Origin of the sequence: Bradyrhizobium tropiciagri, from assembly GCF_018130545.1 — a bacterium.
GTDB classification, from domain to species: domain Bacteria; phylum Pseudomonadota; class Alphaproteobacteria; order Rhizobiales; family Xanthobacteraceae; genus Bradyrhizobium; species Bradyrhizobium tropiciagri_A.
Genome location: NZ_JAFCKF010000004.1, coordinates 497,187 through 521,837, shown reverse-complemented (window position 1 = coordinate 521,837; position 24,651 = coordinate 497,187). Strand labels below are relative to the sequence as shown.

The window sequence follows — 24,651 nt, the reverse complement described above, 5'->3', positions numbered from 1 at the left end:
ACCTGTCGGCACGAGAGTTGCAAAGAATACCGCCGGGCTGAGGAGCACCGCTCATGGGTTAGGCAGCATCGGAACAACCGCGATGTCCGTTTCTCTGAAACAAATCCGCTACTTTGTCGCCGCCGCCGAGACCGGGCGGATCAGCCAGGCGGCGATCGACCTCAATGTCTCGCAATCGGCGGTCACCGCGGCGATTCAGCAGCTCGAAGCCACCGTCTGCGCGCGCCTGCTGGAACGCACGCCGAACGGCGTGATCGTCACCATGGAGGGCAGCCGGTTCCTGTCGCAGGGCCGCCAAATCCTCGCCACTGTCGCCGAAGCGGTGCGCAGCACGCAGATGTCCGCCGGGCCCTTGTTCGGAACGGTCCGCATCGGCGTCACCTATACCGTGTCGGGCTACTTCCTGCCGCGCCATCAGATGCGCTTCCAGGCGAGCTTCCCCGGCATCACGATCGAGCTGTTCGAGGCGCCGCGCGACGTGCTCGAACGCGCGCTCGTCGACGGCGCGCTCGATCTCGCGGTGATGCTGGTTTCGAACCTGCGCGACAACACGAAGCTCACCAGCGAGACATTGCTGCGATCACCGCGCCGGCTGTGGCTTGCACCGGAGCATCCGCTGACCCGCGCCGAGCGGGTTCACCTCGCCGAGATCGCGACCTATCCCTACGTCATGCTCACCGTCGACGAGGCCAAGCACACCTCGATGCGCTACTGGAGCAACGCCTCGCTCGAGCCGAAGACGATCTTCCGCACCTCCTCGGTCGAAGCCGTGCGCTCGATGGTCGCTGGCGGCATGGGGATCGCGATCCTCTCCGACCTGATCTACCGGCCCTGGTCGCTGGAGGGACAGCGGATCGAGACCCGCGTCATCGAGGACGAGGTGCCCAGCATGGACATCGGCCTGGCCTGGCGTCGCGACACCAAGCCGTCGGAAGCGGCAATGGCATTCCGCGATTTCATGCGCTTTGCGGTCGCCGGCGTCGGGCCGGCCCGGCCCCCGGTCAGCATGGATCACCGGCAGCAGGCCGAGGAGGCGATCGAAATCTAGAATATCTGTTTCCGTTTTATTCGACTTGACGCCGTCCGGCAGTCCTCGCCAAACTTTAGCCGGGGACACGACGACCGGAGGCACAGCCGGCGGCGGGAGTGAAACATGCAAGTCACCTACACGACCAACGACATTCCGTTGCAGAGCCGCCGCCAGTACTGGCAGGAAGTGGTTTCGCGAACCTATTACTCGCTCGACCTGCGTTTCCCGAGCACGCGCGACTTCAATGCGCGCCTCGGCGCCTGGTCGATGGGTCCTCTCTCGGTGTCGCGCAACATCGCCAATGGCCTGCTGTACAAGCGCCACGAGCGGCACCTCCTGAGCGAGCGGGAGGAATCCTTCCTGATCACGGTGCCCGAGCTCGCCGAAATCCGCTTCGAGCAGGACGGCAAGGTCGTGCACTGCCGTCCCGGCGCATTCCTGATCGAGCGTAGCCACCTGCCTTACGAGTTCAGCCATCAGGATCCGACGGCGCTGTGGTGCCTGAAGATCCCGAGCGCGGTGCTGCGCGGGCGCATTTCCCGCCCCGAACGGCTCGCCACGCTGCAGTTCGACGCCAGCCGCAGCGTCGGCGCGCTGTTCGTCGACACGCTGCGGCTCTCCGCCGAGCGCATTGAGGAAATGGACGAGACGGCACGCGCGATGATGGGCAAGCACCTGATCGAGCTGCTTGCGATGGCCATCGAATCCGACGACCGCGTGCTGACCGGCCATTCGTCCTCGGTGCGGAACGGCCATCTGCTGCGCTGCGAGCAGTTCATCCGTGCCCGCCTCGACGACATGCGGCTGACGCCGCAGATGATCGCCGAAGGCTGCGGCATTTCGCTGCGCTATCTGCACCAGATCTTCGAGGGCGAGGGCCTGACCGTCTGCGCCTATATCCGCAACCAGCGACTGTCGATGTGCGACGCCTTGCTGCGCGATGCGAGCTGCCGCAAGAGCATTTCGGAAATCGCCTATCAATGGGGCTTTGCCGACCAGGCGCAGTTCAGCCGCAACTATCGGAGCCGGTTTGGCTGCACCCCCAGCGAGGCACGCGCCACCTCGCGCACCGCCAACGCCTAAGACGCGCACACGCTCGTCTGATCGTTTCCTGGTCAGCCCGCTGCCGCCGGTCCGGGCAGGTATGCCCCCATGCAGGGCAATCGCATATGGCTACGGCCATGTCCCATAGCGCGGGGTGAGGCGCCTTCACGGTTTCTGAATAATAGAATATTACTCCTGATTTGCCCGACATGTCAAGTGTCGAATGCCGGCGCGCCGCCGGCTACTTTGCATGGGGTTGTTTTCGATGTTTTGCAGTGCGCCCGTGCGGAGGCGAGCTATTTGCGATAGCCCTGCCCCGGTGCGGGTGCGCTCTCTCGCACAAATCTTCCTGCGCTCAGCGTCAAGAAGGCAAGCCGCCGCTCTGCCTAAGATCGGCGAAACGCTTGTTCGAAAGGAAGACGCATGGTGCAGGACCTTCGTGTGGCTGTCGATGTCGGGGGCACTTTCACCGACATCTGCATTATGGACGAGACGACCGGTCTCATCCGCATCGAAAAGACCTCCTCCACGCGCGATCCGATCGACGGGATCATGGGCGGCGTGTCCAAGGCCGGTATAGACCTGTCCAGGGTGGCGCTGTTCTCGCACGGCACGACGGTAGCCACCAACGCGCTCATCACCCGCCGCCTGCCCCGCACCGCTGTCGTCACGACCAAAGGGTTCCGCGACGTCATCGAGATCCGGCGCGCCAACAAGGAAGACCTCTGGGACACCTACAAGGACGTGGTCCGGCCCTATGTGCCGCGGCGCGATCGCCTGACCGTGCCCGAGCGCGTCGATGCCGCCGGCCAGGTGATCGAGCCGCTCGACGTCGACGCCGCGCGCAACGTTGCGCGCATCCTCAAGCGTCGCGGCGTCGCCGCGATCGCCGTCTGTTTCATGAACGCCTATCTCAACGGCGCCAATGAGCGCGCCATGCGCGACATCCTGCTGGCGGAGATGCCCGACATTCCGGTCTCGATCTCCTCGCAAGTGCTGCCCGAGATCTTCGAGCACGAGCGGTTCTCGACCACGGTCGCCAATGCGGTAGTGAGCCCGGTCGTCGTCAACTACACCAGCCGGCTCGGCGAACGCCTGGCGCACGAAGGTTACAGCCGCGATCTGCTGCTGCTGCACACCGGCGGCGGCGTGATGACGCCGGCGAGTGTGAAAGATTTTGCGGCGCGCCTGGCCGGCTCCGGCATCGCCGCCGGCGCCATCGCCAGCCGCTATATCGCCGGCCTCTGCGGCTTTCCCAACTCGATCGGCCTCGACATGGGCGGCACCTCCACCGACGTGTCGCTGGCCTATGAGGGGCAGTCGCGCATCACCAAGGATTGGCACATCGAATTCGGCTATCCGATCCGCTTTGCCTCGATCGAAGTGCTCACCATCGGCGCCGGCGGCGGCTCGCTGGCCTGGACGGATCCGGCCGGCTCCCTGCGCAACGGCCCGCAATCGGCCGGCGCTCACCCGGGACCAGCCTGCTATGGCAACGGCAACACGCAGCCGACCAACACCGACGCCAATGTGACGCTGGGCCGGCTCGGCACCGACCTCGCCGGCGGCAAGGTCAAGCTCAACCCCGCATTCGCTGAGCAGGCGGTCGAAGACGGCGTAGCAAAACCGTTCGGCCTCGGCCTGCATGAGGCCGCGGATGCGATCGTCAAGGTCGCCAATGCCAACATGTCCGATGCGGTGCGGCTGATCTCGATCAGCCGCGGCTACGATCCGCGCGACTTTGCGTTGGTGGCGTTCGGCGGCGCCGGCGCCCTGCATGGCGTCGACGTCGCGCGCGAACTGGCGATTCCCGTCGTGATCGTGCCGCCCAATCCCGGCGTGACCTCCGCGCTCGGATGCCTGCTCGTCGACGTGCAGCACGATTTCTCGCAGAGCTGCATGGTCGACGCGGCCGATGCCGACGCCGCCGAGATCGAGGCGCAATTCGCGGAGCTCGAGAAGGCGGCGCTGGCGCGGCTGACCCATGAGGGCGTCGCGCAGCAGGACATCGTGCTGCAGCGCTCGATCGACATGATGTATCGCGGCCAGTGGCGTTCGCTCGCGGTGAGCGCACCACGTCCGATCGCGGCGATTTCCGATCTGGTGCAGAGCTTCCACGCCGAACACCAGCGCGAGTACAATTTCCGCCGCGACAGCGCGCCGGTCAGCTTCTTCCGTCTCAACCTGAAGGCCGTGGGCGTGGTGCCCAAAGCCGAGTTTGCCATTCACAAGCCGACTGGCGCCAGCCCCGGGCCGGTCAGCCGCCGCAGGGTCTGGTTCGAGGGCAGCGGGCTCGATACGCCCGTCTATCGGCGCGACGACCTGCCCTGCGGCTTCTCCTTTCAAGGCCCTGCGATCATCGAGCAGGTCGATGCCACCACCGTCGTGCCGCCCGGCGCCAGCGCCGAGGTCGACAAATATCTCAACATCATTATCCGCGTGAAGGAGTGAGCCATGACCGGAGCTCTCCCGCTCGATCCCGTGACCTTCGAGGTCCTGAAGAACTCCTTCATCACCAGCGTCGACCAGATGGGCGAGCAGGTGCTGCGGACTTGCTATTCCTTCGTGATCTACAACCGTGACTTCTCGAGCGCGCTGCATGACGCCAATGGCGAATGCGCCGCGCAAGGCAACCAGGATATCGCCGTCCACGTCGGCACGCTGCATTTCACCTGCAAGGACGTCATGCGCCATTTCGAAGGCGACATGCATGAGGGCGACGTCTTCGCCATCAACGACCCCTATGCCGGCGGCACGCACTTCTCCGACGTGCGGTTGATCCGCCCGATCTTCGCCGACGGCAAGATCATCGCTTTCAGCCAGTCCAACGGACACTGGTCGGATGTCGGCGGCAGCGTGCCGGGATCGTTCGACGTCGCCGCCCGCGAGATGTTCCGCGAGGGCCTGCGGATCACGCCGGTGCGCCTGTTCGACAAGAATGGCTTGCGCAGGGACGTCGCCCATCTGATTGCTTCCAACACGCGCGATCCGGCCTCGATCATCGGCGACATCCAGGCCCAGGCCGAGGCGACGGCCGTCTGCGAACGCGAGATCTTGCGCCTGGTCGGCAAATATGGCCGCGATACCGTCGAGACCGGGCTTGCCGCCGTACAGGACTATGTCGAGCGCTCGGCACGGCAGCGCATCGCAGCGCTTCCGGACGGCGAATGGGAAACGGTCGACTTCATCGACCGCGATCCGGCCGGCGGCGAAGGCATGATACCGATCCGCATCAAGATGACGATCAAGGGCGACCGCGCGATCTACGACTTCACCGGCAGCCATCCGACCATCGGCTCGATCTACAATTCGGCGTTCGGCGCGACGTTTTCGGCCGTCGCCGCCGGCATGAAGACCTTCTTCCCCGATCTGCCGCTCAATTCCGGCTTCTACCGCTGCTTCGAGATCATCGCGCCCGAAGGGTCGATCGTCGACGCCAAATGGCCGATCGCGGTCACCGGCTTCCTGATGCCGTTCGAGAAGATCATGAACTCGATCTACGAGATGTGGTCGAAGCTGATGCCGGAGCGCGCGCTCGCCTGCGCCTTCAATCTCGAATATCTGCTCACCGGCGGCCTCGATGCCCGCAGCTCCGACAAGCCGATCTTCATGTTCTACGACTGGCTGCCCGGCGGCTGGGGCGGACGCAACGGCAAGGACGGCAGCAACGTCACGACCGCCTGCTTCGGCACCGGGTTGATGTCGCAGCCGGTCGAAGGCCAGGAGCGCGCCAACCCGATCCTGACCACCGAATGCGAGATCCTCAGGGACTCGCCCGGTCCCGGCAAATGGCGCGGCGGCGCCGGCGTCACGAAGACGTCGCGGATGCTGCAGGCCGAGAAGACGGTGATCTCCTATATCTGCGACCGCGAGCGCGCGATTGTGTGGGGCATCGAGGGCGGCTTGCCGTCGATGCCGCACGGCCTCACTCTGAAGCGCGCGGGCAGCACGGCCGAGGAACGGCTCGGCTCGATCTTCTCTGACGTCCCGATCGGCGAAGGCGACGTCTTCTCGCGCCCGACCGCCGGCGGCGGCGGCTTTGGCGACCCGCTGGAGCGCGATCCGAACCTCGTGATCGAGGACATCAAGGACGACTATGTCTCGGTCGCCCGCGCCGCCAAGGACTATGGCGTCGTCGTGCACACCATCGATGCGGAGCTCTGCAACTACGAGGTCGACAAAGTCGCGACCGAAGCGCTGCGCGCCAAAATCCGCGCCGAGCGCGTTGCCAATGTCCGGCTCGATCCCGAAAAGGTGGCGCAGCGCTACCGGAGCGGCGAGATCGACGCGCTCGACGTGATCCGCAGCCACGCGGTGATCCTCGACTGGGGCACCGGTGCCTTGCTTCCCGAATCCACTCGTCAATTCCGCGAAGCATTCGAGCGTCGCTCGGTCACGATGTGGAAACCGGGCTGATCGCCATCGACCACCGCGCCGCCTTTAGCGGCGCGGTCTGTCTATCAAGGCAGGGTCCGAAATCACCGCTCCCCGCACTTTCATTCCAACCATGAGGATTGCGCTATGACGATCACGACGTGCCTTTCTTCTTCCAACCGGCTGCGGCCGATCCGCTCCGTGCTCGGCATCGCCGCCGGCCTCGCACTTGCCGGTGCCGCGACTCAGGCATTGGCAGCGGCCGAGACGCCGTGGTTTCCAATGAAGGTCTACGACGCCTCGTCCGGCACGCCGAAACCGGCGGAATACACGCCGCTGCCGAAGGCCGAGAAGGCCTACAAGCTCTGTGTGCTGTTTCCACACATGAAGGACAGTTTCTGGGTCGCGGTTGCCTACGGCATCGTGAAGCAGGCCGAGACGATGAACGTCAACATGAACCTCTATGAGGCCGGAGGTTACGAGAATCTGCCCAAGCAGCTTTCGCAGTTCGATGACTGCATGGCGAGCGGACCGGACGCGATCATCGTCGGCGCCATCTCCGGCGCGGGCCTCAGCAAGAAGTTCGAGGAAGCCAAGGCCAAGGGCGTGCCGGTGGTCGGCGTCACCAATCCGCTGCCGCCCAACGCGCTGCCCGCGGCCAACTACGTCGACTTCGTCGCCATGGGTGAGGTCACCGGCGACGGCCTGCTGGCGCAGACCAAGCCCGGCGACAAGCTCAACATCGTGACGTTCCCGGGTCCGGCCGGCTCGGGCTGGGCTGAATCGTTCAATGAGGGTTTCAAGAAGGCCGTGGCCAAGAACCCGAACGCCAAGATCCTGGCTGAAAAGTTCGGCGACTCCGGCGTCGCCGTGCAGCTTCAGCTGATTCAGGACGCGTTGCAGGCCTATCCCAGCATGAACGTGATCTGGGGCACCGCTCCCACCGCCGAGGCCGCCATCGGCGCAGTTGCCGAGGCCGGCCGAAACGATCTGAAGATCGTGTCGTCCTACGAGAACCAGGCCATGCTCGACGCGCTGAACCGCGGCGACATCCTCGCCTTCGCAACCCAGTATCCGGTCGGCGAAGGCGCCATCGCGATCGACCAGGCGGTGCGCCTCATCGAGAAGAAGCCGGTCATGAGCCTGGTCCAGCCGGTGGCTGCGGTGATCGACAAGACCACCGTGCCGAAACTGCAGATGGATCTCGTGCTGGCGCCGGCAAGCTGGACGCCGGTCTATTCGGTCAAGGCCAAATAAGCCGACCTGAACCATCAAGGCGGGAGCAACGCTCCCGCCTGCCCGCGAACGGCCCACGGAGAAGCGGATGGACGTCGAGATCGACCCGAACCCGGCCGAGCCTCTGCTGCGATTGCGGGGGATATCGAAGCGATTCACCGGCGTCCGCGCGCTCGACCGCGTCGACCTCGATGTCCACGCCGGCGAGCTTCACGTGCTATTCGGCGAGAACGGCGCCGGCAAGTCGACCCTGATCAACGTCATATCGGGTACCTTTCCACCCGACGAAGGCACCTTCCATTTCGGCGACGAACAGATCCAGCATCTGACGCCGCAGCGGGCGCGTGAGATCGGCATCAGCCCGGTGTTTCAGGAATTCTCGCTGATCCCGAGCCTCACTGTGGAAGAGAACCTGTTCCTTGGCCGCGAGATCACCCATGGCGGCGTGTTGCGCTCGCGCGAGATGCGCAAGCGCGCCAGCGCGCTGATCGACGAGCTCGGCTTCGATATCGATCCATCGCAGAGAGTCGATGACCTCTCCCGCGCGCACCAGCAGATGGCCGAGATCGCCAAGGCGCTGCTCGGCCGCGTTCGCCTCCTCATCCTCGACGAGCCGACCGCCTCATTGACCGAGCGCGAGACCGGACGGCTGTTCGAGCTGATCGCGCGTCTGAAGAGCCAGAATGTCGGGCTGATCTACGTCTCGCACCGCATGCGTGAGATCCGCGCGCTTGCCGACCGCGTCACGGTGCTGCGCGACGGCCGTCATATCCAGACCCTCGACGCGGCCGGCTCGACGGACGGCGAACTGGTGGAATTGATGACCGGCCGCAAGATCGACCTGCTGTTCCCGACCATCACCCATCGCCCGGACAAGATAATGGTCGACATCGAAAGTCTGACGCTCGCCGACGGCAGCGTGCAGGAGGTGAATTTCCATGCCTGCGCCGGCGAGATCACCGGCATCGCTGGCCTCGTCGGCTGCGGCAAATCGGAGCTGATCCGCGCAATCTACGGCATAGAACCCGCGACATCGGGCGTGATCCGGATCAACGGCCTGCCTTACGAATTTCCAACACCGAGGCGAAGCCTCAAGCGCGGCATCGCCTATTTTCCCGCCAACCGGATCGCCGAAGGGCTCGCGCTGTCGCGGCCGATCCGCGAGAACGCGTCGATGACCGGGCTCGACCTGCCCGCCTTCGCCCGCTTCGGCGTGTTGCGGCAGGCCGCCGAGCGCGTGACGATTGCAGGCATCATGGAGCAACTGCAACTCAGGCCGCTGAACATCGAGCGCAGCGCCGGTGCCTTGTCCGGCGGCAACCGTCAGAAGGTGATGCTGGGACGGGCGCTGACGCGAGAGCTGACCGTATTCCTGTTCGACGAGCCGAGCGTCGGGATCGACGTCGGCGCCAAGCTCGAAGTTTACGAATTCATGAAACGCCTGATCGAGGCCGGCGCCGCCGTGATCGTGGTGTCGTCCGAATTGCCGGAGGTGCTGGCGCTGTCGAACCGGCTCTATGTCATGCATCACGGCCGCATCGCCGCCGAGCTGAAGGGGGCCGAGAAGACCGAGCAGAACGTGCTGTCGAGCTTCTTCCGCGACCACCTCGCCGCGGAGGTCGCATGACTACGGCGCTGGTCACCGCCAACCCGCACGGCACGATCAGCCTGCGATCGATCGCCGGCCGGATCGGGTTCCTGCCGGCGCTGCTGGTGATGCTCGTGGCCGGCATGTCGGCGGTCGATCCGCAGTTCTATGGCATCATCAACGTCCTCAACATCCTGCGCAACGCCTCGCTGCTTGCGATCGTCGCCTGCGGCCAGGCACTGGTCATCATCGCCGGCGGATTCGATCTTTCGGTCGGTGCGGTCGTCGCACTTGCGAGCGTCGTCACCGCAAAAGCCATGGCGGCGACCGCCGCCGCGTTTCCCGGCAACAACGCGCTCATCATTGCAAGCGGTGTCGCGGCCGGGCTCGGCTCGGGGGCCGTGGTCGGGCTCGTCAACGGCTTCTGCGTGGCAAAGCTCAAGGTCTCCGGCTTCGTGGTGACGCTGGGCACGATGTCGGCGACCGCGGGCGTCGGCTTGATGATCACCAACGGCATCCCGGTCTACGGCATGCCGGAGATCTTCGTGAAAGGCTTTGGCCGCGCCCAGGCGCTCGGGCTGCCGACCGCGGTCCATATCGCGGTGATCGTGATCCTGGTGATGGTGTTTGCGCAACGGCGCACGCTGTTCGGCCGTTACGTCTACGCGATCGGCGGCAATGTCGATGCCGCCGTGGTGTCGGGCGTGACGATCCAGCGTCATATCGTCGGCACTTATGTCGTCTCGAGCGTGCTTGCGGCATTGACCGGCATCCTGCTGACCGCGCAGGTCGGCTCCGGCCAGGCCAGCTTCGGCGGCGACCGGATGATGCTGCAGTCGATCGCTGCCGCCGTGATCGGCGGCGTCAGCCTGCGCGGCGGCGTCGGGCGCGTCGAGATTGTCGCCGTCAGTGCCCTGTTCCTGACCATCCTCGGCAACGCGCTCAACCTGCTGCACGTCGATTCCCGCCTTCAGCCGGTCTTCCTCGGCGTCATCATGGTCGCAGCGGTGGCGCTCGACGAACTCAGCCGACGGAGCAAGCCGCGTGTCTGATCTCGAATTGTCTGTCGGTGCCAAGGACCCCGATCGCCCGAGACTGACGCTGAGCCGCCGGCTCTGGAGCGCCGTGCTGCCGGTCGCGCTCGCGGTGTTGCTGCTCGGCTTTGCTACCTTCGACCACGGCGTGCTGTCGTCGGCCAACCTGCTCAACATCGCACAGCAGACCAGCTATCTGGCCCTGTTCGCGATGGCGCAGACCGTCGTCATCCTGACTCGCGGCTTCGACCTCGCCCTTGGCCCGACCGTGTCGATGGTCAGCGTCGGCACCGCGCTCGCGATGGCCGGCGCCACCGCGTCGGGCCACGGCACGGCGGCCGTGCTGCTCGCCGGGCTTGCGGCCGGCTTTGCGCTCGGCATCGCATGCGGCCTGTTCAACGGCGTGGTCATTGCGCTGCTTGGGGTCAATCCGTTCGTCGCGACGCTGGGCAGCTACAATATCGCGATCGGAATCGCGACCACCCTTTCGTCCGGGCGTCCGGTGCAGGGCGTACCGCCGCTGTTCTCGCAGATCTTCTACGGCGGCAGCCTGTTCGGCGTGCCAGCGGCGATCGCGATCACCGTCGCGGTCGGCGTCTTGCTTCATCTGCTGCTGGCGCGCACCGTGTTCGGCCGGTCGCTCTATCTGATCGGCACCAATCCGCGCGCCGCGGCGGTCGCCGGCCTGCCGGTCAAGCGCATCCTGGTCGCAACCTATGTGCTGTGCTCGGGACTTGCCGCGCTGGGTGCGATCATGATGACGGCGCGGACCGGCTCGGGCGAACCGAACCTCGGCGGCGCGCTTTCGCTGCAGGCGATCGCCGGCGCGGTGGTCGGCGGAACCAGCCTGGCAGGCGGACGCGGTGGGGTCGGCACCGCCGTGCTCGGCGCGCTGTTCATCACCATTCTCTCCAACGGCATGAATCTCACCCGGATCGACGGATACGTCCAGATGGTCGTGCTCGGCGCGATCGTCATCATCGGCGTCCTGCTGGATCGCCTGCGGCAGGAGCGACGCCAATGATGTCCGGCTCACCCATTCAGGACAGCGCGGTCGTCACGCACGACGCACCGGCATCGATCTACGTCGCGCGCTCGCTCGCCGGCGCGCTCGATGCGCTCGGTGAATACGGCACGGCCGGCGCTCCCTTCGCCGGCGGCACCTGGATCATGAGATCGCCGATCCGGCACCAGCCGCTCAAGACGCACTATGTCGCGATCGGAAGGTTGCCCGAGCTGACTGCGGTCCGGATCAGCAGCGATGCCATCGAGATCGGCGCGACCATCACGCATGCAGCTTTGGCGGCAGCCCTGGCCGGTCTTCCGGAGTTTGCCGGCCTCGCAGCGGCCGCCGGACACTCCGCCAACCCCGCGATCCGTGCGATGGCAACGATCGGCGGCAATCTCGCGACATCGGAATTCGCGGCGGCGGATTGCGTACCGGCGCTGCTTTGTCTCGATGCCGATGTCGAGATCTCGGACCGCAGAGGTCGCGAGCACCTCAGCCTGACGGATTTCCTCAAGATCAGGTCAACGCTCGCGCCCGGTCGCCTGGTGACACGGATCATCCTGCCCCGGACGGAGCGCAAGACGGCCCATGTCCGGCTGCCGCTGCGCAGAGCGGGCGACTATCCGGTCGCCATCGTCAGCCTTTCGGTGAGCCTCGATGCGACGAGCCGTGTCCAGGCCGCGCGGATCGCCGTCGGTTCGGTCGAGGCAACCGCGCGCCGATGGCCGCGGCTGGAAGCGGCGCTGCTCGGACGTCCGCTCGACGCCACAGCAGTGGCACGGACTGCGACCGAGCTGACCGACGAGTTCGTCGGCCGCGACAGCGTCGATGCGCCGGCCTGGTATCGCGTCAGCGTGCTGCCCGGCCTGGTCCGCCGCGCTGCGATCGCAGCGCTTGGCTCCTGAACCCGCGGGGATCGACATGGGATTTAGCCTCACCGTCAACGGCGATCGCCTCTCCTGCGCGGCCGATCCGGCCACACCGCTGGTCGACATCCTGCGCGAGGAGATGCATCTGACCGGCGCGAAACCGGTCTGTCGCGAAGGCTTTTGCGGCGCCTGCATGGTGCTGGTCGACGGCGAGCCGACACCGTCGTGCCTGGTGCCCGCCGCGCTCGCCGATGGCCGCGAGATCCACACGGTCGAAGGCCTCGCGCCGCACGGCGCACTGAACCGTATCCAGACCGCGCTCGAGGCCAGCGATGCCGTCCAATGCGGCATGTGCTTTCCAGGCATGGTGGTGAGCCTGACGCATCTCTTGACAGCCCGGCCGGATGCCAGCCGCGACGACATCCGGGCAGCGCTGACCGGGAATATCTGCCGCTGCACGGGCTATGAACGCATTGTCGAGGCGACATTGCTCGCCTTGGCCACGAGATGATCGGGAGGCGCAGAGATGTCCGATGTTTCCGCGACGATGGATTTGCGCCGACGTGACGCCGCCGACAAGCTGCGCGGCCGTACGCGCTACACCATCGATCGGTATCTTCCGGGCATGCTGCACGCTGCGGTGCTGCGTGCCACCGTGCCCTCGGGACGGATCGTTCGTCTCGATACGTCGCGGGCCGCCCGCATACCGGGCGTACGCGCGATCGTCACTGCCACCGACGCGCCCGGCATGATCGGGATCGGCATCGCCGATCACCCGCTCTTCGCCCGCGACGTCATTCGCTACGATGGCGAACCACTCGCCGCGGTTGCCGCCGTCACATTGGCGCAGGCACAGGCCGCGCTGGCGGCGATCGAGGTGGAGATCGAACCGCTGCCCGCGATATTGACCATGGCGGATGCGCTGGCACCCGATGCAACCCTGGTTCATCCGGACTGGCGCAGCTATGAGGTGTTGCTCGAAGGCGGCGCGCGTGGCGGCAACGTTGCCTGGGAAGCAACCGTCGTGCGCGGCGACGTCGATGCCGCCTTTGCCCGGCCTGACGTCGAGATCGTCGAGAGCTGCTTTCGCGTCGGCCGGCAGAACCACGTGGCGTTCGAGCCGCGCGCGGTGGTCGCGAGCTATGAGGACGGGCGGTTCCACATCGAGACCTCGACGCAGGTTCCCTGGAGCATCCGCAACGCGACCGCGCGCCTGCTGGGCGTGCCGGCATCGCAGGTCCGCGTCACCGTGCCGCCGGTCGGCGGTGGCTTCGGTCTCAAATTCGATCTGGCGGTCGAACCCTTCGCCGCCCTGCTCGCCCGCGCCAGCGGCCGGCCGGTGCGCCTGGTCAATTCGCGCGAGGAGGAGATGCTGACCTGCCTGTTCCGCGAGAACGCGGACATCCGGATTCGCTCGGCGGTGACGCGGGAGGGCGACATCGTGGGCCGCGAAGCGGTCGTGCTGATGGATTGCGGCGCCTATGGCGGCGAACAGATATTCCTGACCACCATGACCGCACACACGCTCGGCGGCAACTACAAGCTTGAGAACGTGCGCATGGTCTCGCGCGCGGTTTACACCAACACGACACCGAACGGCGCCTTCCGCTGCTGCAACGGCGTCTACAACACGTTTGCACTGGAGCGGCACACCGACGAGATCGCTTCAAGGATCGGCATGGATCCGCTGGCCTTCCGCCGCCGCAACGTGCTCGGCGACAAGGATCTCGGCGCCACCGGCCAGGTGTTCGAAAGCAATGTGCTCGGCCCGATGCTCGATCGGATGGATACGCTGCGCGATGCGACGACGCTGCCGCCGGCGCGCAGCGACGGCAGGCTCCACGGACGCGCAACCACCGTCGGCACCTGGTTCGTGTTCGTCGGCCCCTCCGCGGCGACGGTGAACATGAATGCCGACGGCACGGTGACGCTGGTCACGTCGGGTGTCGAGATCGGATCCGGCTCGATGATGCAGAGCCTGCCGCAGATCGTCGCCAGTACGCTCGGTATCGCGCCCGAGCACGTCATCGTCCGCGCGGCCGATACCGATGCGGCCGGCTACGATGTCGGCGTCGGCGGCGGCCGCACCACGGTCTCGCTCGGCGCCGCCAGCCTGTCGGCGGCGCAGGAGGTGCGCACCAAGCTCCTGAAGGTCGCCGCCGACATGATCGAGGCCGCGCCCGATGATCTCGTGATGCGCGACGGGCGGATCGAGATCGCGGGCGCGCCGGGCTCGGGCCGCACGGTCGCCGAAGTCGCGACCCGCGCCCAGACGGTGGGTGGTCCGGTTTCAGGCACCGGCGCCTTCACCGGCGCGGGCGTGCCGGCGATGCCCGGCTGCGTCGCCGGGCATTTCATCGACGCGATCGATATCCCGGTGTTCGCGGTGCACGACTGTGAGGTCGCCGTCGATCCGGAAACCGGACATGTCGAGGTGCTCAGCTATCGCGTGGTGCAGGACGTCGGCCGGGCGCTAAATCCGCGCGCCATCCATGGCCAGATCCAGGGCGGTGTCGTGCAGGGGCTCGGTTATGCCCTGCACGAGGAGGTCACGATCGGCGACAACGGCCGCGTCTGCCAGAACGGCTTCGAGACCTATCGGGTGCCACTGGCGCTCGATGTCGTGCCGGTCGAGATCAATCTTTACGAAGGGGCGCCGTCAATCGGACCGCTCGGCACCAAGGGCGCCGGCGAGGTGCCGATCCTGAATGTCGGCGCGGCCGTTGCCTGCGCTGTTGCGAACGCCACGGGCAAGCGCGTCCAGGCGCTGCCGCTGACGCCGCCACGCGTGCTCGAACTCCTGCTCGATCGAAAGCCGGAGCTGACGCTTCCCCACATCGCCGACAAATGGGCGGATAATCTGATCCGCCCACACTGAGGTCGTCAGACCCAGCCGCCGTCGACGATGTAGTTCTGGTTGGTGCAGGCGCCGCTGTCGTCAGCGGCGAAGAACAGCACGACGCGAGCGATGTCATCGGGCACCAGCTTGCGCTTGAGGCATTGCCGCTGCATCAGTTCGGCCACGCCTTCGGGCGTCAACCAATTGTCCTGCTGCCGCTGCGTCATGATCCATCCGGGCAGGATGGAATTGACCCGCACATTGTTCGGCCCGAGGTCACGCGCCAGCGCACGGGTAAGCCCCTGCACCGCCGACTTGGCGGTCGTGTAGCAGGGCATGTTGCCCTGGCCGATCACCCAGCTCACCGAGCCCATGTTGATGATCGAACCGCCGCCGGCCTGTTTCATGTCCGGTGCGACGGCTTGGGCCGCGAAGAACTGATGCTTCAGATTGGTGGCGAACCGCTCGTCCCAATATTCCGGCGTGACGTCCTCGATCGCGTGACGGTCGTCGCGGGCCGCATTGTTGACCAGGATGGTAATCGGCCCGAGCGCCTCGCGAATGCCGGCGACCGCGCGTCGCAGGACCGCGATGTCGCGCAGATCGGCGTGCTCGAAATGGACGCGGGATTGCGCCGGCAGGCTGGCAAGCAGCTGCTTTGATGCGGTCTGATCGATATCGATGAATCCGACCCGCGCGCCCTGGTTGACGAACTGGCGGACGATGGCCTCGCCGATGCCGGAACCGCCACCGGTTACCAGTACGGTCCGGTCCTTGAGGCTTGGATAGATGGCACCCTGCATTGGCATACTCTCGATTTGACGCCTGAAGCGCGTCGGTTGCTTAGCTGCGGCTCGACAGCGCGCCACAACTCCCGAAATTCACTCGGTCGTCTCCATGTGGTTCAGGTCCACGACCCGCAGCGTCCGCCGCACCATGCCGTCGACAATCGTCGCCGACTCGCTGGGACGCACATGGATCGCCGTGGACTTGAGCAGCCACGGCAGCACCGCATGATCGAGCCGCTCCTCATAGGCACGGCGCATCATGTCGAATGCCTCCAGGCCAGGACCTGCGAGGATGAGATGATCGGGACGCAACACCGAAATCGTCGTGGCGACCGCTTCGGCCAGCGCGTGGCCTGCCTGGCGGAATAGCTGCTCGAGACGAGGGTCTCCGGCGCGTGCACGTGCCCGCAACAGCGCCATCTGCGCTTCGGACGGCTGCTGCGACACCGCTGGCGGCAGGTCGAGGAAAGTGCGGGCATCGCGATACAGGGCATAGTCGGCAAGATGGGCCTCGATACAGCCGCGCTGACCGCAGCGGCATTGCGGACCGTTCATCGCCAATTTGACATGGCCGATCTCACTGCCCGCACCCGCTCCCCAGCGCGCTTCGCCGTCGACAACGATGCCCATGCCGACGCCATGCCCCACCATGATCGTGGCGGTGAGGCCCTGCGCCAGTGCCGGTTCGGCGGCCGCAAGCGCCAGCGCAACGGCGACCGCATCGTTCGCCATCACCACTTCGACGCCGAATGCCTCACGCACCGGCTTGGCCAGTTCGACGTCGGTGATCGACAGCGCCGGGCTCCACAGGTGCCGGCCGGAATCGGCGTCGACGATGCCCTGCAATGCGATCCCGATGCCGAGCAGCCGGTCTCGCGGCGTGGCCGTCTCATCGAGCATGGCCCCGATCTGCGCGATGACGAGATCGCACAACGCACCGGCATCGAGCCCGCGCGTCGTGAGTTCAAGTCGCGCCTGCGCCAGCGCAGAGCCGCTGAAATCGGCGATCAACGTCTCGATCAGGTTCATGCGCAGCGAGACTGCGATGATGCGGCCGAATTCGGGATTGAGGGTGAGCAGGACCGCCGGCCGGCCGCGACGGCGGCCGTTCAGCCCATCCGCATCGTCCTCATCGCCATCGTCGGTCCACGACGTCGCCGCATCCGGCTCGGCTTCGCACAGCAGGTCTTCCGCCATCAGCTTCGACGTGATCGCGGAAATGGCGGGGAAGCTCAGCCCGGTGCTGCGTGCGAGTTCGACGCGCGGCAATGGCCCCTGGCGCCGCAAAACCTCGACGAGACGGCCGCGGCTCGATCCGCGAGCCACACTTGAAGCACGTCTCAGCGGTTCGGACTGCTCGTTCATGCCGGCTTTTTTAATTCGCTTGATAAAATTATTCAACGTACGAGGCTCAGAAGTTGGTCAAAAATGGCCGACAGCGGCGAAAATACATCACCATCATACTATTATTGCTTGAAGATACCGGATTGAACATCCTTGACTGGACATTTTGTCGCGCTAATTTATTAGTTACGTGAATAAAATAAGGCGTGAAAAGCGCCGAGCGTGAAATCCCCTCGCCGGGGGTGTCGTCAGGGAGGTGCATATGAATGACTCAATGAAAAGATTGATCGTGCCGCTATTGGCGGGCGCAGCCGCGCTCGCGATGACAACGGGGGTAGCACAGGCACAGCAGAAAAAAACCATCGCGCTGGTGACCAATGTCGCCGCCGACTTCTGGACCATCGCAGGCCGCGGGCTTGAGAAGGCGCAGAAGGAACACCCGGAATACAATATCGAGCTGATCGTCACCAATGAAGGGACGGCGGCCGGCCAGCGCCGCGAACTGGACGATCTGCTGGTGCGCGGCGTCGCCGGCATCTCGATCTCGGTCGACGATGCACCGCATGCAACCGAAGAGCTCAACAAGGTTGCCGCCAAGACCGTGCTGATCACGACCGACAGCGACGCGCCACAGAGCAATCGCCTTGCCTATATCGGCACCGACAACGTCGCCGCCGGGCGGCAGGCCGGCGAGGAGATCAAGAAGGCGCTGCCGAACGGCGGCAAGATCGCGCTGTTCGTCGGCACGATGGATGCCGACAATGCCCGCGAGCGCGTCCAGGGCATCAAGGAAGCGATCGCCGGCACCAAGGTCGAGCTGGTCGACGTGTTCACCGACCAGGTCGACTTCGCCAAGGCCAAGGCGAACATGGAGAACGTGCTCGTCAAATATCCCGACATCGCACTGCTGTCCGGGCTGTGGAGCTACGAAACGCCGCTGATCTATGACGCGGTGAAGGCCGCGGGCAAGGCCGGCAAGGTGAAGATCGTCGGCTTCGACGAGGACCAGCGCACGCTGCGCGGCATTTCCGACGGCACGATCGAATCCACGGTCGTACAGCAGCCCTACGAGTTCGGCTATCTCTCCGCCACCAACATCATCAAGACGTTGAACGGCGACAAATCCTGGATTCCGAAGGACAGCAAGCTGATCGTGCCGACCAAGGTGATCAGCAAGACCAATGTCGCGGAGTTCGCCGGCCAGATGAAGGAACTGCTGAAGAAGTAACTTCAGTCGGCATCACCGCCCGGCTGCCACAGGCGGCCGGGCGGGTGCAGGAGGACATGCCGAATGGCGGAGACGCTGCTCGAACTCAGCGGAATCAGCAAGACCTATCCCGGCGTGCGGGCGCTCGACGACGTCAATTTGAACGTCTGCCGCGGCGAGGTGCTTGGCCTGATCGGCGAGAACGGCGCCGGCAAATCGACGCTGATGCGCGTGCTGGCCGGCGTGATCGAACCGAGCGCGGGCGTGATCCGTATCGGCGGCAACGAGCACACAAGGATGACGGTGACCGAGGCCACACAATGCGGCATCGCCTTCGTGCACCAGGAACTGAATCTGTTCGAGAATCTCGACGTCGCCGCCAATGTCTTCATCGGGCGCGAAAAGCTGGCCGGCGGCCCGCTGAAGCTGGTGGACAATGCGGTGATGCGCGCCCGCGTGATGCCGTTGTTGCAACGGCTGGGCGCCGATTTCACGCCGAACACGCTGGTCGACAATCTGTCGATCGCGGAGCGCCAGATGGTGGAGATCGCCAAGGCGCTCTCGATCGACGCCCGCGTGATCATCATGGACGAGCCGACCTCCAGCCTGACGATTTCGGAGACGGAACGGCTGCTGGAGGTGATTGCAGACCTGAAGGCGCACGGCATCTCGGTGATCTACATCTCCCACCGGCTCGGCGAGATCATGAGCTGCGCCGATCGCGTGGTGGTGCTGCGCGACGGCCGCACAGTTGGCGAACTGGCGCGGGACGAGTTGAGCCACGCCGCCATGATCCGGCTGATGATCGGCCGCGACCTGAAGGCGCTGTACACGCCGCCGGCGTGCGCGCCGCAGCCGGGCGGCTGCGATATCGCCGGCGTCGTGACATCGGCCTTTCCCGACCGGCAGGTCAACCTGTCGGTACGACGCGGCGAGATCCTCGGCCTCGCAGGCCTGGTCGGCGCCGGCCGCACCTCGCTGGCCCGCGCGGTGTTCGGCGTCGACGCACTGCTGGCCGGCGAGATCAGGATCGACAACGCGCCGGTCGGCATCGGCTCGCCGCGGGACGCGATCAGGCAAGGGATCTATCTGGTACCGGAGGATCGCAAGAAATCCGGGCTGGTGCTCGAATTGCCGATCCGGGAAAACGTGACGCTCGCGAGCCTGCTGGATCACGCGCGGATGTGGCTGGTCAACGGCACGGCCGAGCGCAAGATCGCGAAGGACCAGGCCAGGCGCCTGTCGATCAAGGCGCCGAGCGTCGACATCGAAGCCGTGACGCTGTCCGGCGGCAACCAGCAGAAGGTGGTGCTGGGCAAGTGGCTCTCGATGCAGCCGCGCGTGATGTTCTTCGACGAGCCGACCCGCGGCATCGATGTCGGCGCCAAGAGCGAGATCTACGCTCTGATGCGCAGCCTCGCCGACCAGGGCGTCGCGATTGTGATGATCTCCTCCGACATGGAGGAGGTCATCGGCGTCTCCGACCGGGTGGCGGTGATGCATGAAGGCAGTGTCAGCGGCGTGCTCGAGCGCGACCAGTTCAGCGAATACAACGTGTTGAGGCTGGCGGTCGGCCAAGCGCTCGAAATTCAGGAGGCCGCGGCGTCATGATGAAGAAGGAACTCGGCCTGTTCTTGCTGCTGGCGGTGATCTCCGCCATCACCGGCGCAATCAACCCGGCCTTCCTGTCATTCGTGAACCTGCTGAACATGGCCAATCTGATCGGCCTGTTCGGTGTGTTCGCGCTGGGTGAAGGGCTCGTCATCATCACAGGCGGCATCGATCTCTCGCTCGGCTCGATGTTCGCGCTACTCGGCGTCGTCTTCATCGACCTGCTGACGACCTATCAGGTGCCCTGGCCGTTCGCGTTGTTGCTGGTCCTGTTGGGCGGGCTTGGGCTCGGCGGCATCCAGGGCTTCCTGATCACCCGGCTGAAGATGCAACCCTTCATCGTGACGCTGTGCGGGCTTTTGATCTATCGCGGCGCAGCGCGCTACTACACCAGCGATTCGACCCGCGGCTTCGGCTACGGTGACGAGGCCAGCACGCTGAGCAACATCGCCTCCGGCAATGTCGCGGGTATCCCGAACACCTTCATCTTCCTGATCGTGCTTGCGCTGATCCTCGGCGTGCTGCTGCATCGTTCGGTCTACGGACGCTGGCTCTATGCCGTGGGCAAGAACGAGGAAGCGGCGCGCTTCTCCGGCATCAACACCAATCTCGTGATCGCGACCGCCTATGTCATCAGCGGCGTGCTCGCCGGCGTGTCGACCGTGATGTTCGTCTTCTATACCAACTCGGTCTCGCCGAGCTCATTCGGCAATTTCTACGAGCTCTATGCGATCGCGGCGGCGGTTCTCGGCGGCTGCAGCCTGCGCGGCGGCGAAGGCTCGATTCTCGGCATCGTGCTGGGCACGGCGTTGCTACAGGTGCTGCAGAACCTGGTGAATATCCTGGGCATTCCCAATTCGCTGAACTTCGCGGTGATGGGAACCGTGATCCTGATCGGCGTGCTGGCGGACCAGCAATTGCAGGCCCGCCGACGGCGCAAGGCTGCGCTGGCGGGCCTCGCCCGCACCGCACCGAAGAAGGACAGCACCATTCTGCAAAACGCAGCCTCGCGCGGCGCGGCGCTGCCAACGACGACGGGCGATCAGGCATGACGGCTCGATAAGCACAGCCGGCGACGGGAATACGGTCGCGGCGACTTGAGTAGAGGAACAAGGGGAGTTCGATGCGCTGGATTGATGGAGCACAAGGAGTTCGCGTTCGGATTGGCGCAGCGGGCACGGCCGGCCCGGGCTACGGACAGACCATTGCGCGCATCCTGAAGGGCTTTGGCGTGGGTACAGTTTCTATCTCAAGTTGATGGGTCGACAAACTGAAACGCGGCACGTTCCAGGCTGAAGGGCTTTGGGCGGGGACGTGACACAAAAATGGACAAAGCCGGGGACGCTGGGAGTGCAGAAAAATGTCACTTTGGTCTGTGAACACCGCGCGGGCGTGCGGCGTGGGGATCGCCTTGTTATCTCTGTTCGGCGGCGGCGGCGCGCATGCTGCCGATCTGTTAACGAAGGCTCCGCCTGTGCCTTACACGGAGACCGACGATTTCTGGACGAGACCGTATCTGTTCGGCGATCTCGGCAGGACGCAGCTGAAGGAGCGCGGCATCTCGCTGGCCCTGACGCTGGGCGACGAAGCGGTCGGCAATCTGTCGGGAGGCAACAAGAACACCGGGGCCAATGCCGGACAGCTGTTTTTCCAGGCCAAGTTCGATATGGCGAAGCTCGTTGGCATCCAAGGCGCCACCGTCGGCCTGACGCTGGTCGATCGCTTCGGCCACAATCTGAATGACGACGCGGGCATTCCCGCCTTGCAGCTGACCAACGAAGTGTTCGGGCGCGGCAACATTCTGCGCCTCACCGAACTCTATTGGTCGCAGAAGCTGTTCGATGATCGCCTCGAACTCAAGGGCGGCCGTCTTCCGGTCGGCTCCGACTTCTTCTTCGGCCTGTGCGAATTCATCAACCTGACGTTCTGCGGCGGTCAGCCCGGCAACATCCAGGGCGGCTACATCTACAATTGGCCAGTGAGCCAGTGGGGCGGTGTCGTTCACTACAACTTCACCAAGGAATGGCAGCTGTCGGTCGGCGTCTACGACGCCAATCCGAACTATCTGACGACGTCGGACTCCAGCGTCTACTTCCTGCCCGGCGTTCCCGGATCGAGCCCCGCCTCCGGCGTATTGGTGCCGGTCGAGGTGGTCTGGGCGCCGAGCGGTCCGCTGAACGGGACCTGGCGCTTCGGCGGCTGGTATGACAACGCCTCGACGATCGACGGTAACCTGCCGGGTATCATCGCGATCTCGCCCGGCATCGGTGGCGTCTCGGATCAGAATCTCGGAGATTCACGCGGCCGCTATGGCGTCTATGAGTCGATCCTGCAGCGCCTGACCGTCGACGGCCCCAAGGCACAGGGCTGGTACACGTTCCTCAACACGACCGTCGCTGATCATCGGACATCGTACCAGGATTACCAGATCGCCCTGGGCTTCAGGCACACCGGCACCTTCTCATGGCGTCCGGACGACGAAGTCGGCTTTGCGGTGGGCACGACCCACGTAAACACGGCCGCGCTCACGCCCAATGCCGGCGGCAACGAAGTTCCGATCGAAGCCTGGTACGGATGGCAGGCCACCGGCTGGATGAACCTCAAGTTCGACGCCCAGTACGTGATCAATCCGGGCGGACGCGGCTACAACGCCGCCGGCGTGAAGACCGACAACGCCTGGATTCTCGGTCTGCGCACGCTGGTGCACTTCTGAGCTGCCAGCATATGCCCGAACGAGGCCAGCCATGGTAACCCCTCACGACGCCGGGCTGGCGGTCCTGGAGTTGAAGGGCATCGGCAAGGAGTTCGGCGCCATTCGCGCGTTGCATGGCGTCGACCTGCGCATTTCTCCCGGCGAAGTGGTCGGCCTGATGGGCGACAACGGCGCCGGCAAGTCGACGCTCGTCAAGATCATCGCCGGCAACTTCCCGCCAAGTCACGGCGAGATGCGCTTTGACGGCGAGCCGGTCCACTTCGCACGTCCGATCGATGCCCGTGCGGTCGGCATCGAAGTGGTCTACCAGGACCTCGCGCTCGCCGACAATCTCACGGCCGCGGCCAATGTCTTCCTTGGCCGCGAGCTCAAGCGCAAGCTTGGTCCGTTCGCCTTGCTCGACCACAAGGCGATGGCGGCGCGCGCGCTGGAGCTGTTCGGCGAGTTGCGCTCGGAGACCCGTCCGCACGATCTCGTCAAGCAGATGTCCGGCGGCCAGCGTCAGGCCGTCGCGATCGCGCGGACGCGGCTCTCCAACGCCAAGCTCGTCATGATGGACGAGCCGACGGCCGCGATCTCGGTTCGCCAGGTCGAGCAGGTGCTGAGCCTGATCCATCGCCTCAAGGAACAGGGTGTCGCGGTCATGCTGATCTCGCACCGCATGCCCGACGTGTTCGCGGTCTGCGATCGCGTCGTCGTGATGCGCCGCGGCGAGAAGCGGGCCGACAAGGCGATCAGCGACACCAGCCCCGAGGAAGTCACCTCCCTCATCACGGGAGCGAAGGAGGCTGCGTGATGGCCACGCCCCTGGACTCTCCTATCAGCTTCACCAATGTCGGCAAGGCCAGATGGTGGCAGACCGGCTTCTTCGCCTCGCAGACCGGCTACGTGCTGCTCGCGCTGCTGGTGCTGTTCGTGGTGATGAACTTCGCCAGCCCCTATTTCCTCACCGAAGGCAACATCCAGAATGTGGCGAAGAACTTCTCCTTCATCGCCATCGCGACGCTCGGCGTCACCTTCGTCATCATCACCGGCGGCATCGATCTCTCGGTCGGCTCGGTGATGTGCTTCTCCGCGATGATCACCTCGATGGTGATGACGCAGATCTCGACACCGGGCATGCCCGGCGCCGACTGGTTCGTGCATCTCGGCCCTGACGGCAAGACTGCGGTCGCCAACTTGCCCGGCTTGATCCTGCTGGTCTCGATCCTTGCGGGGCTCGGCGTCGCGCTGATCGTCGGCCTGATCAACGGCTTCTGTATCGCGGTGCTGGGGCTGTCGCCCTTCGTCACCACGCTCGGCATGCTCTCGATCGTGCGCGGCCTCGGCTACGTCGTCTCCAACGGCCGCGGCAGCTTTCCGAGCGGCCCCGAGGCCAGTTACTTCTACACGCTGACGTCTGGCGTCGTGTTCGGCATGCCGGCGCCGTTCATCTATCTCGTGGTTCTCGCGGTCGCGATGGCGGTCGTGCTGCACCACACCGGCTTCGGCCGCCACGTCTTTGCCATCGGCGGCAACGAGAAGGCCGCCGCGCTGACCGGCATCCCGGTCGTGCGTGTGAAGATCGAGATCTATGTGATCTGCGCACTCGCCGCGGGTCTGCAGGGCATCATCATCTGCGGCTGGCTCGGATCGGCGCCGGCGAACATGGCGACGTCCTACGAGCTCAACGTCATTGCCGCCGCCGTGATCGGCGGCGCCAATCTCGCCGGCGGTGCCGGCGGTCCGCTCGGCGCCATCGTCGGCTGCGTGCTGCTCGAGGTGATCCGCAACGGCCTCGTGCTCGCGCAGGTCAACTCCTATTGGCAACAGACGTTGGTCGGCGTGATCATCATCGCCGCAGTGCTGGTCGATCGCCTGCGCTCGCGCATGGCCTGACAAGTTCGTCCTGGAGGATCGCGAATGTCGCCTGTCCGCCTCCGGGAACCGCTGATTGTAATGGATGGGCACAAAAACAATGTGGAG

General features: G+C 65.2%; 19 protein-coding genes. 17 read left to right on the top strand and 2 right to left on the bottom strand.

From position 1 onward, the window contains the following. Positions 1-82 precede the first annotated feature (82 nt). From JQ616_RS20135 to JQ616_RS20085, 11 genes are all read left to right on the top strand, one after another. Positions 83-1,048, top strand: a complete 966-nt coding sequence (locus JQ616_RS20135) for a LysR family transcriptional regulator (RefSeq protein WP_212017215.1) — start codon at positions 83-85, stop codon at positions 1,046-1,048. A 105-nt stretch (positions 1,049-1,153) separates the two neighbouring features. Next, a complete protein-coding gene (locus tag JQ616_RS20130) occupies positions 1,154-2,113 on the top strand; it encodes a helix-turn-helix domain-containing protein (RefSeq protein ID WP_249137015.1) in 960 nt (319 codons plus the stop codon). 387 nt (positions 2,114-2,500) lie between these two features. Further along, positions 2,501-4,525 carry a hydantoinase/oxoprolinase family protein gene (locus JQ616_RS20125; RefSeq protein WP_212017878.1) on the top strand — a complete coding sequence of 675 codons (2,025 nt, stop codon included), beginning with the start codon at positions 2,501-2,503 and terminating at the stop codon, positions 4,523-4,525. Between the two features lie 3 nt (positions 4,526-4,528). After that, complete coding sequence (locus JQ616_RS20120) at positions 4,529-6,490, top strand: hydantoinase B/oxoprolinase family protein (protein WP_212017213.1); 1,962 nt, start codon at positions 4,529-4,531, stop codon at positions 6,488-6,490. A 105-nt stretch (positions 6,491-6,595) separates the two neighbouring features. Continuing rightward, the gene (gene torT / locus JQ616_RS20115) at positions 6,596-7,705 is read left to right on the top strand and encodes a TMAO reductase system periplasmic protein TorT (RefSeq protein WP_212017211.1); all 1,110 of its coding nucleotides are present in this window, start codon (positions 6,596-6,598) and stop codon (positions 7,703-7,705) included. Positions 7,706-7,772: 67 nt separating this feature from the next. After that, the gene (locus tag JQ616_RS20110) at positions 7,773-9,311 is read left to right on the top strand and encodes a sugar ABC transporter ATP-binding protein (protein WP_212017209.1); all 1,539 of its coding nucleotides are present in this window, start codon (positions 7,773-7,775) and stop codon (positions 9,309-9,311) included. After that, positions 9,308-10,324: an ABC transporter permease gene (locus tag JQ616_RS20105; protein ID WP_212017207.1), complete on the top strand. Its 1,017-nt coding sequence runs from the start codon at positions 9,308-9,310 to the stop codon at positions 10,322-10,324. The genes JQ616_RS20110 and JQ616_RS20105 overlap by 4 nt, the downstream gene beginning before the upstream one ends. Continuing rightward, entirely contained in the window at positions 10,317-11,330 is a 1,014-nt protein-coding gene (locus tag JQ616_RS20100; RefSeq protein WP_212017205.1) for an ABC transporter permease, read from the top strand. Before JQ616_RS20105 ends, JQ616_RS20100 begins: the two co-directional genes overlap by 8 nt. Further along, positions 11,327-12,220 carry an FAD binding domain-containing protein gene (locus JQ616_RS20095; RefSeq protein ID WP_249137013.1) on the top strand — a complete coding sequence of 298 codons (894 nt, stop codon included), beginning with the start codon at positions 11,327-11,329 and terminating at the stop codon, positions 12,218-12,220. The genes JQ616_RS20100 and JQ616_RS20095 overlap by 4 nt, the downstream gene beginning before the upstream one ends. A gap of 16 nt (positions 12,221-12,236) precedes the next feature. After that, on the top strand, positions 12,237-12,695 hold the full coding sequence (locus JQ616_RS20090; RefSeq protein ID WP_212017203.1) for a (2Fe-2S)-binding protein: 459 nt from the start codon (positions 12,237-12,239) through the stop codon (positions 12,693-12,695). A 15-nt stretch (positions 12,696-12,710) separates the two neighbouring features. Then, entirely contained in the window at positions 12,711-15,062 is a 2,352-nt protein-coding gene (locus tag JQ616_RS20085) for a xanthine dehydrogenase family protein molybdopterin-binding subunit (protein WP_212017201.1), read from the top strand. A gap of 5 nt (positions 15,063-15,067) precedes the next feature. On the opposite strand, the gene JQ616_RS20080 is transcribed toward JQ616_RS20085, so the two are convergent. Then, positions 15,068-15,826, bottom strand: a complete 759-nt coding sequence (locus JQ616_RS20080; RefSeq protein ID WP_212017199.1) for an SDR family NAD(P)-dependent oxidoreductase — start codon at positions 15,824-15,826, stop codon at positions 15,068-15,070. A gap of 78 nt (positions 15,827-15,904) precedes the next feature. Beyond that, on the bottom strand, positions 15,905-17,176 hold the full coding sequence (locus JQ616_RS20075; protein WP_212017197.1) for an ROK family protein: 1,272 nt from the start codon (positions 17,174-17,176) through the stop codon (positions 15,905-15,907). A gap of 241 nt (positions 17,177-17,417) precedes the next feature. On the opposite strand from JQ616_RS20075, the gene JQ616_RS20070 reads away from it, so the two are divergent. The 6 genes from JQ616_RS20070 (at position 17,418) to JQ616_RS20045 (ending at position 24,564) form a co-directional block, all read left to right on the top strand. Continuing rightward, positions 17,418-18,383 carry a sugar-binding protein gene (locus tag JQ616_RS20070; protein WP_212017195.1) on the top strand — a complete coding sequence of 322 codons (966 nt, stop codon included), beginning with the start codon at positions 17,418-17,420 and terminating at the stop codon, positions 18,381-18,383. Between the two features lie 63 nt (positions 18,384-18,446). Beyond that, entirely contained in the window at positions 18,447-19,973 is a 1,527-nt protein-coding gene (locus JQ616_RS20065) for a sugar ABC transporter ATP-binding protein (protein WP_212017193.1), read from the top strand. Continuing rightward, entirely contained in the window at positions 19,970-21,025 is a 1,056-nt protein-coding gene (locus JQ616_RS20060) for an ABC transporter permease (RefSeq protein ID WP_212017191.1), read from the top strand. Before JQ616_RS20065 ends, JQ616_RS20060 begins: the two co-directional genes overlap by 4 nt. Before the next feature lie 308 nt (positions 21,026-21,333). Next, positions 21,334-22,686, top strand: a complete 1,353-nt coding sequence (locus JQ616_RS20055) for a carbohydrate porin (RefSeq protein ID WP_212017189.1) — start codon at positions 21,334-21,336, stop codon at positions 22,684-22,686. Positions 22,687-22,717: 31 nt separating this feature from the next. Further along, complete coding sequence (locus tag JQ616_RS20050; RefSeq protein WP_212017187.1) at positions 22,718-23,482, top strand: ATP-binding cassette domain-containing protein; 765 nt, start codon at positions 22,718-22,720, stop codon at positions 23,480-23,482. Beyond that, entirely contained in the window at positions 23,482-24,564 is a 1,083-nt protein-coding gene (locus JQ616_RS20045; RefSeq protein WP_212017185.1) for an ABC transporter permease, read from the top strand. The genes JQ616_RS20050 and JQ616_RS20045 overlap by 1 nt, the downstream gene beginning before the upstream one ends. The last annotated feature ends 87 nt before the right edge of the window (positions 24,565-24,651 follow it).

Excerpts from the sequence above, each read along its gene's own strand:
- JQ616_RS20135 (WP_212017215.1), top strand. The coding sequence starts at position 83 with ATGTCCGTTTCTCTGAAACAAATCCGCTACTTTGTCGCCGCCGCCGAG.
- JQ616_RS20130 (WP_249137015.1), top strand. The coding sequence starts at position 1,154 with ATGCAAGTCACCTACACGACCAACGACATTCCGTTGCAGAGCCGCCGC.
- JQ616_RS20120 (WP_212017213.1), top strand. The coding sequence starts at position 4,529 with ATGACCGGAGCTCTCCCGCTCGATCCCGTGACCTTCGAGGTCCTGAAG.
- torT (WP_212017211.1), top strand. The coding sequence starts at position 6,596 with ATGACGATCACGACGTGCCTTTCTTCTTCCAACCGGCTGCGGCCGATC.
- JQ616_RS20110 (WP_212017209.1), top strand. The coding sequence starts at position 7,773 with ATGGACGTCGAGATCGACCCGAACCCGGCCGAGCCTCTGCTGCGATTG.
- JQ616_RS20105 (WP_212017207.1), top strand. The coding sequence starts at position 9,308 with ATGACTACGGCGCTGGTCACCGCCAACCCGCACGGCACGATCAGCCTG.
- JQ616_RS20095 (WP_249137013.1), top strand. The coding sequence starts at position 11,327 with ATGATGTCCGGCTCACCCATTCAGGACAGCGCGGTCGTCACGCACGAC.
- JQ616_RS20090 (WP_212017203.1), top strand. The coding sequence starts at position 12,237 with ATGGGATTTAGCCTCACCGTCAACGGCGATCGCCTCTCCTGCGCGGCC.
- JQ616_RS20085 (WP_212017201.1), top strand. The coding sequence starts at position 12,711 with ATGTCCGATGTTTCCGCGACGATGGATTTGCGCCGACGTGACGCCGCC.
- JQ616_RS20080 (WP_212017199.1), bottom strand. The coding sequence starts at position 15,826 with ATGCAGGGTGCCATCTATCCAAGCCTCAAGGACCGGACCGTACTGGTA.
- JQ616_RS20075 (WP_212017197.1), bottom strand. The coding sequence starts at position 17,176 with ATGAACGAGCAGTCCGAACCGCTGAGACGTGCTTCAAGTGTGGCTCGC.
- JQ616_RS20070 (WP_212017195.1), top strand. The coding sequence starts at position 17,418 with ATGAATGACTCAATGAAAAGATTGATCGTGCCGCTATTGGCGGGCGCA.
- JQ616_RS20065 (WP_212017193.1), top strand. The coding sequence starts at position 18,447 with ATGGCGGAGACGCTGCTCGAACTCAGCGGAATCAGCAAGACCTATCCC.
- JQ616_RS20060 (WP_212017191.1), top strand. The coding sequence starts at position 19,970 with ATGATGAAGAAGGAACTCGGCCTGTTCTTGCTGCTGGCGGTGATCTCC.
- JQ616_RS20055 (WP_212017189.1), top strand. The coding sequence starts at position 21,334 with ATGTCACTTTGGTCTGTGAACACCGCGCGGGCGTGCGGCGTGGGGATC.
- JQ616_RS20050 (WP_212017187.1), top strand. The coding sequence starts at position 22,718 with ATGGTAACCCCTCACGACGCCGGGCTGGCGGTCCTGGAGTTGAAGGGC.
- JQ616_RS20045 (WP_212017185.1), top strand. The coding sequence starts at position 23,482 with ATGGCCACGCCCCTGGACTCTCCTATCAGCTTCACCAATGTCGGCAAG.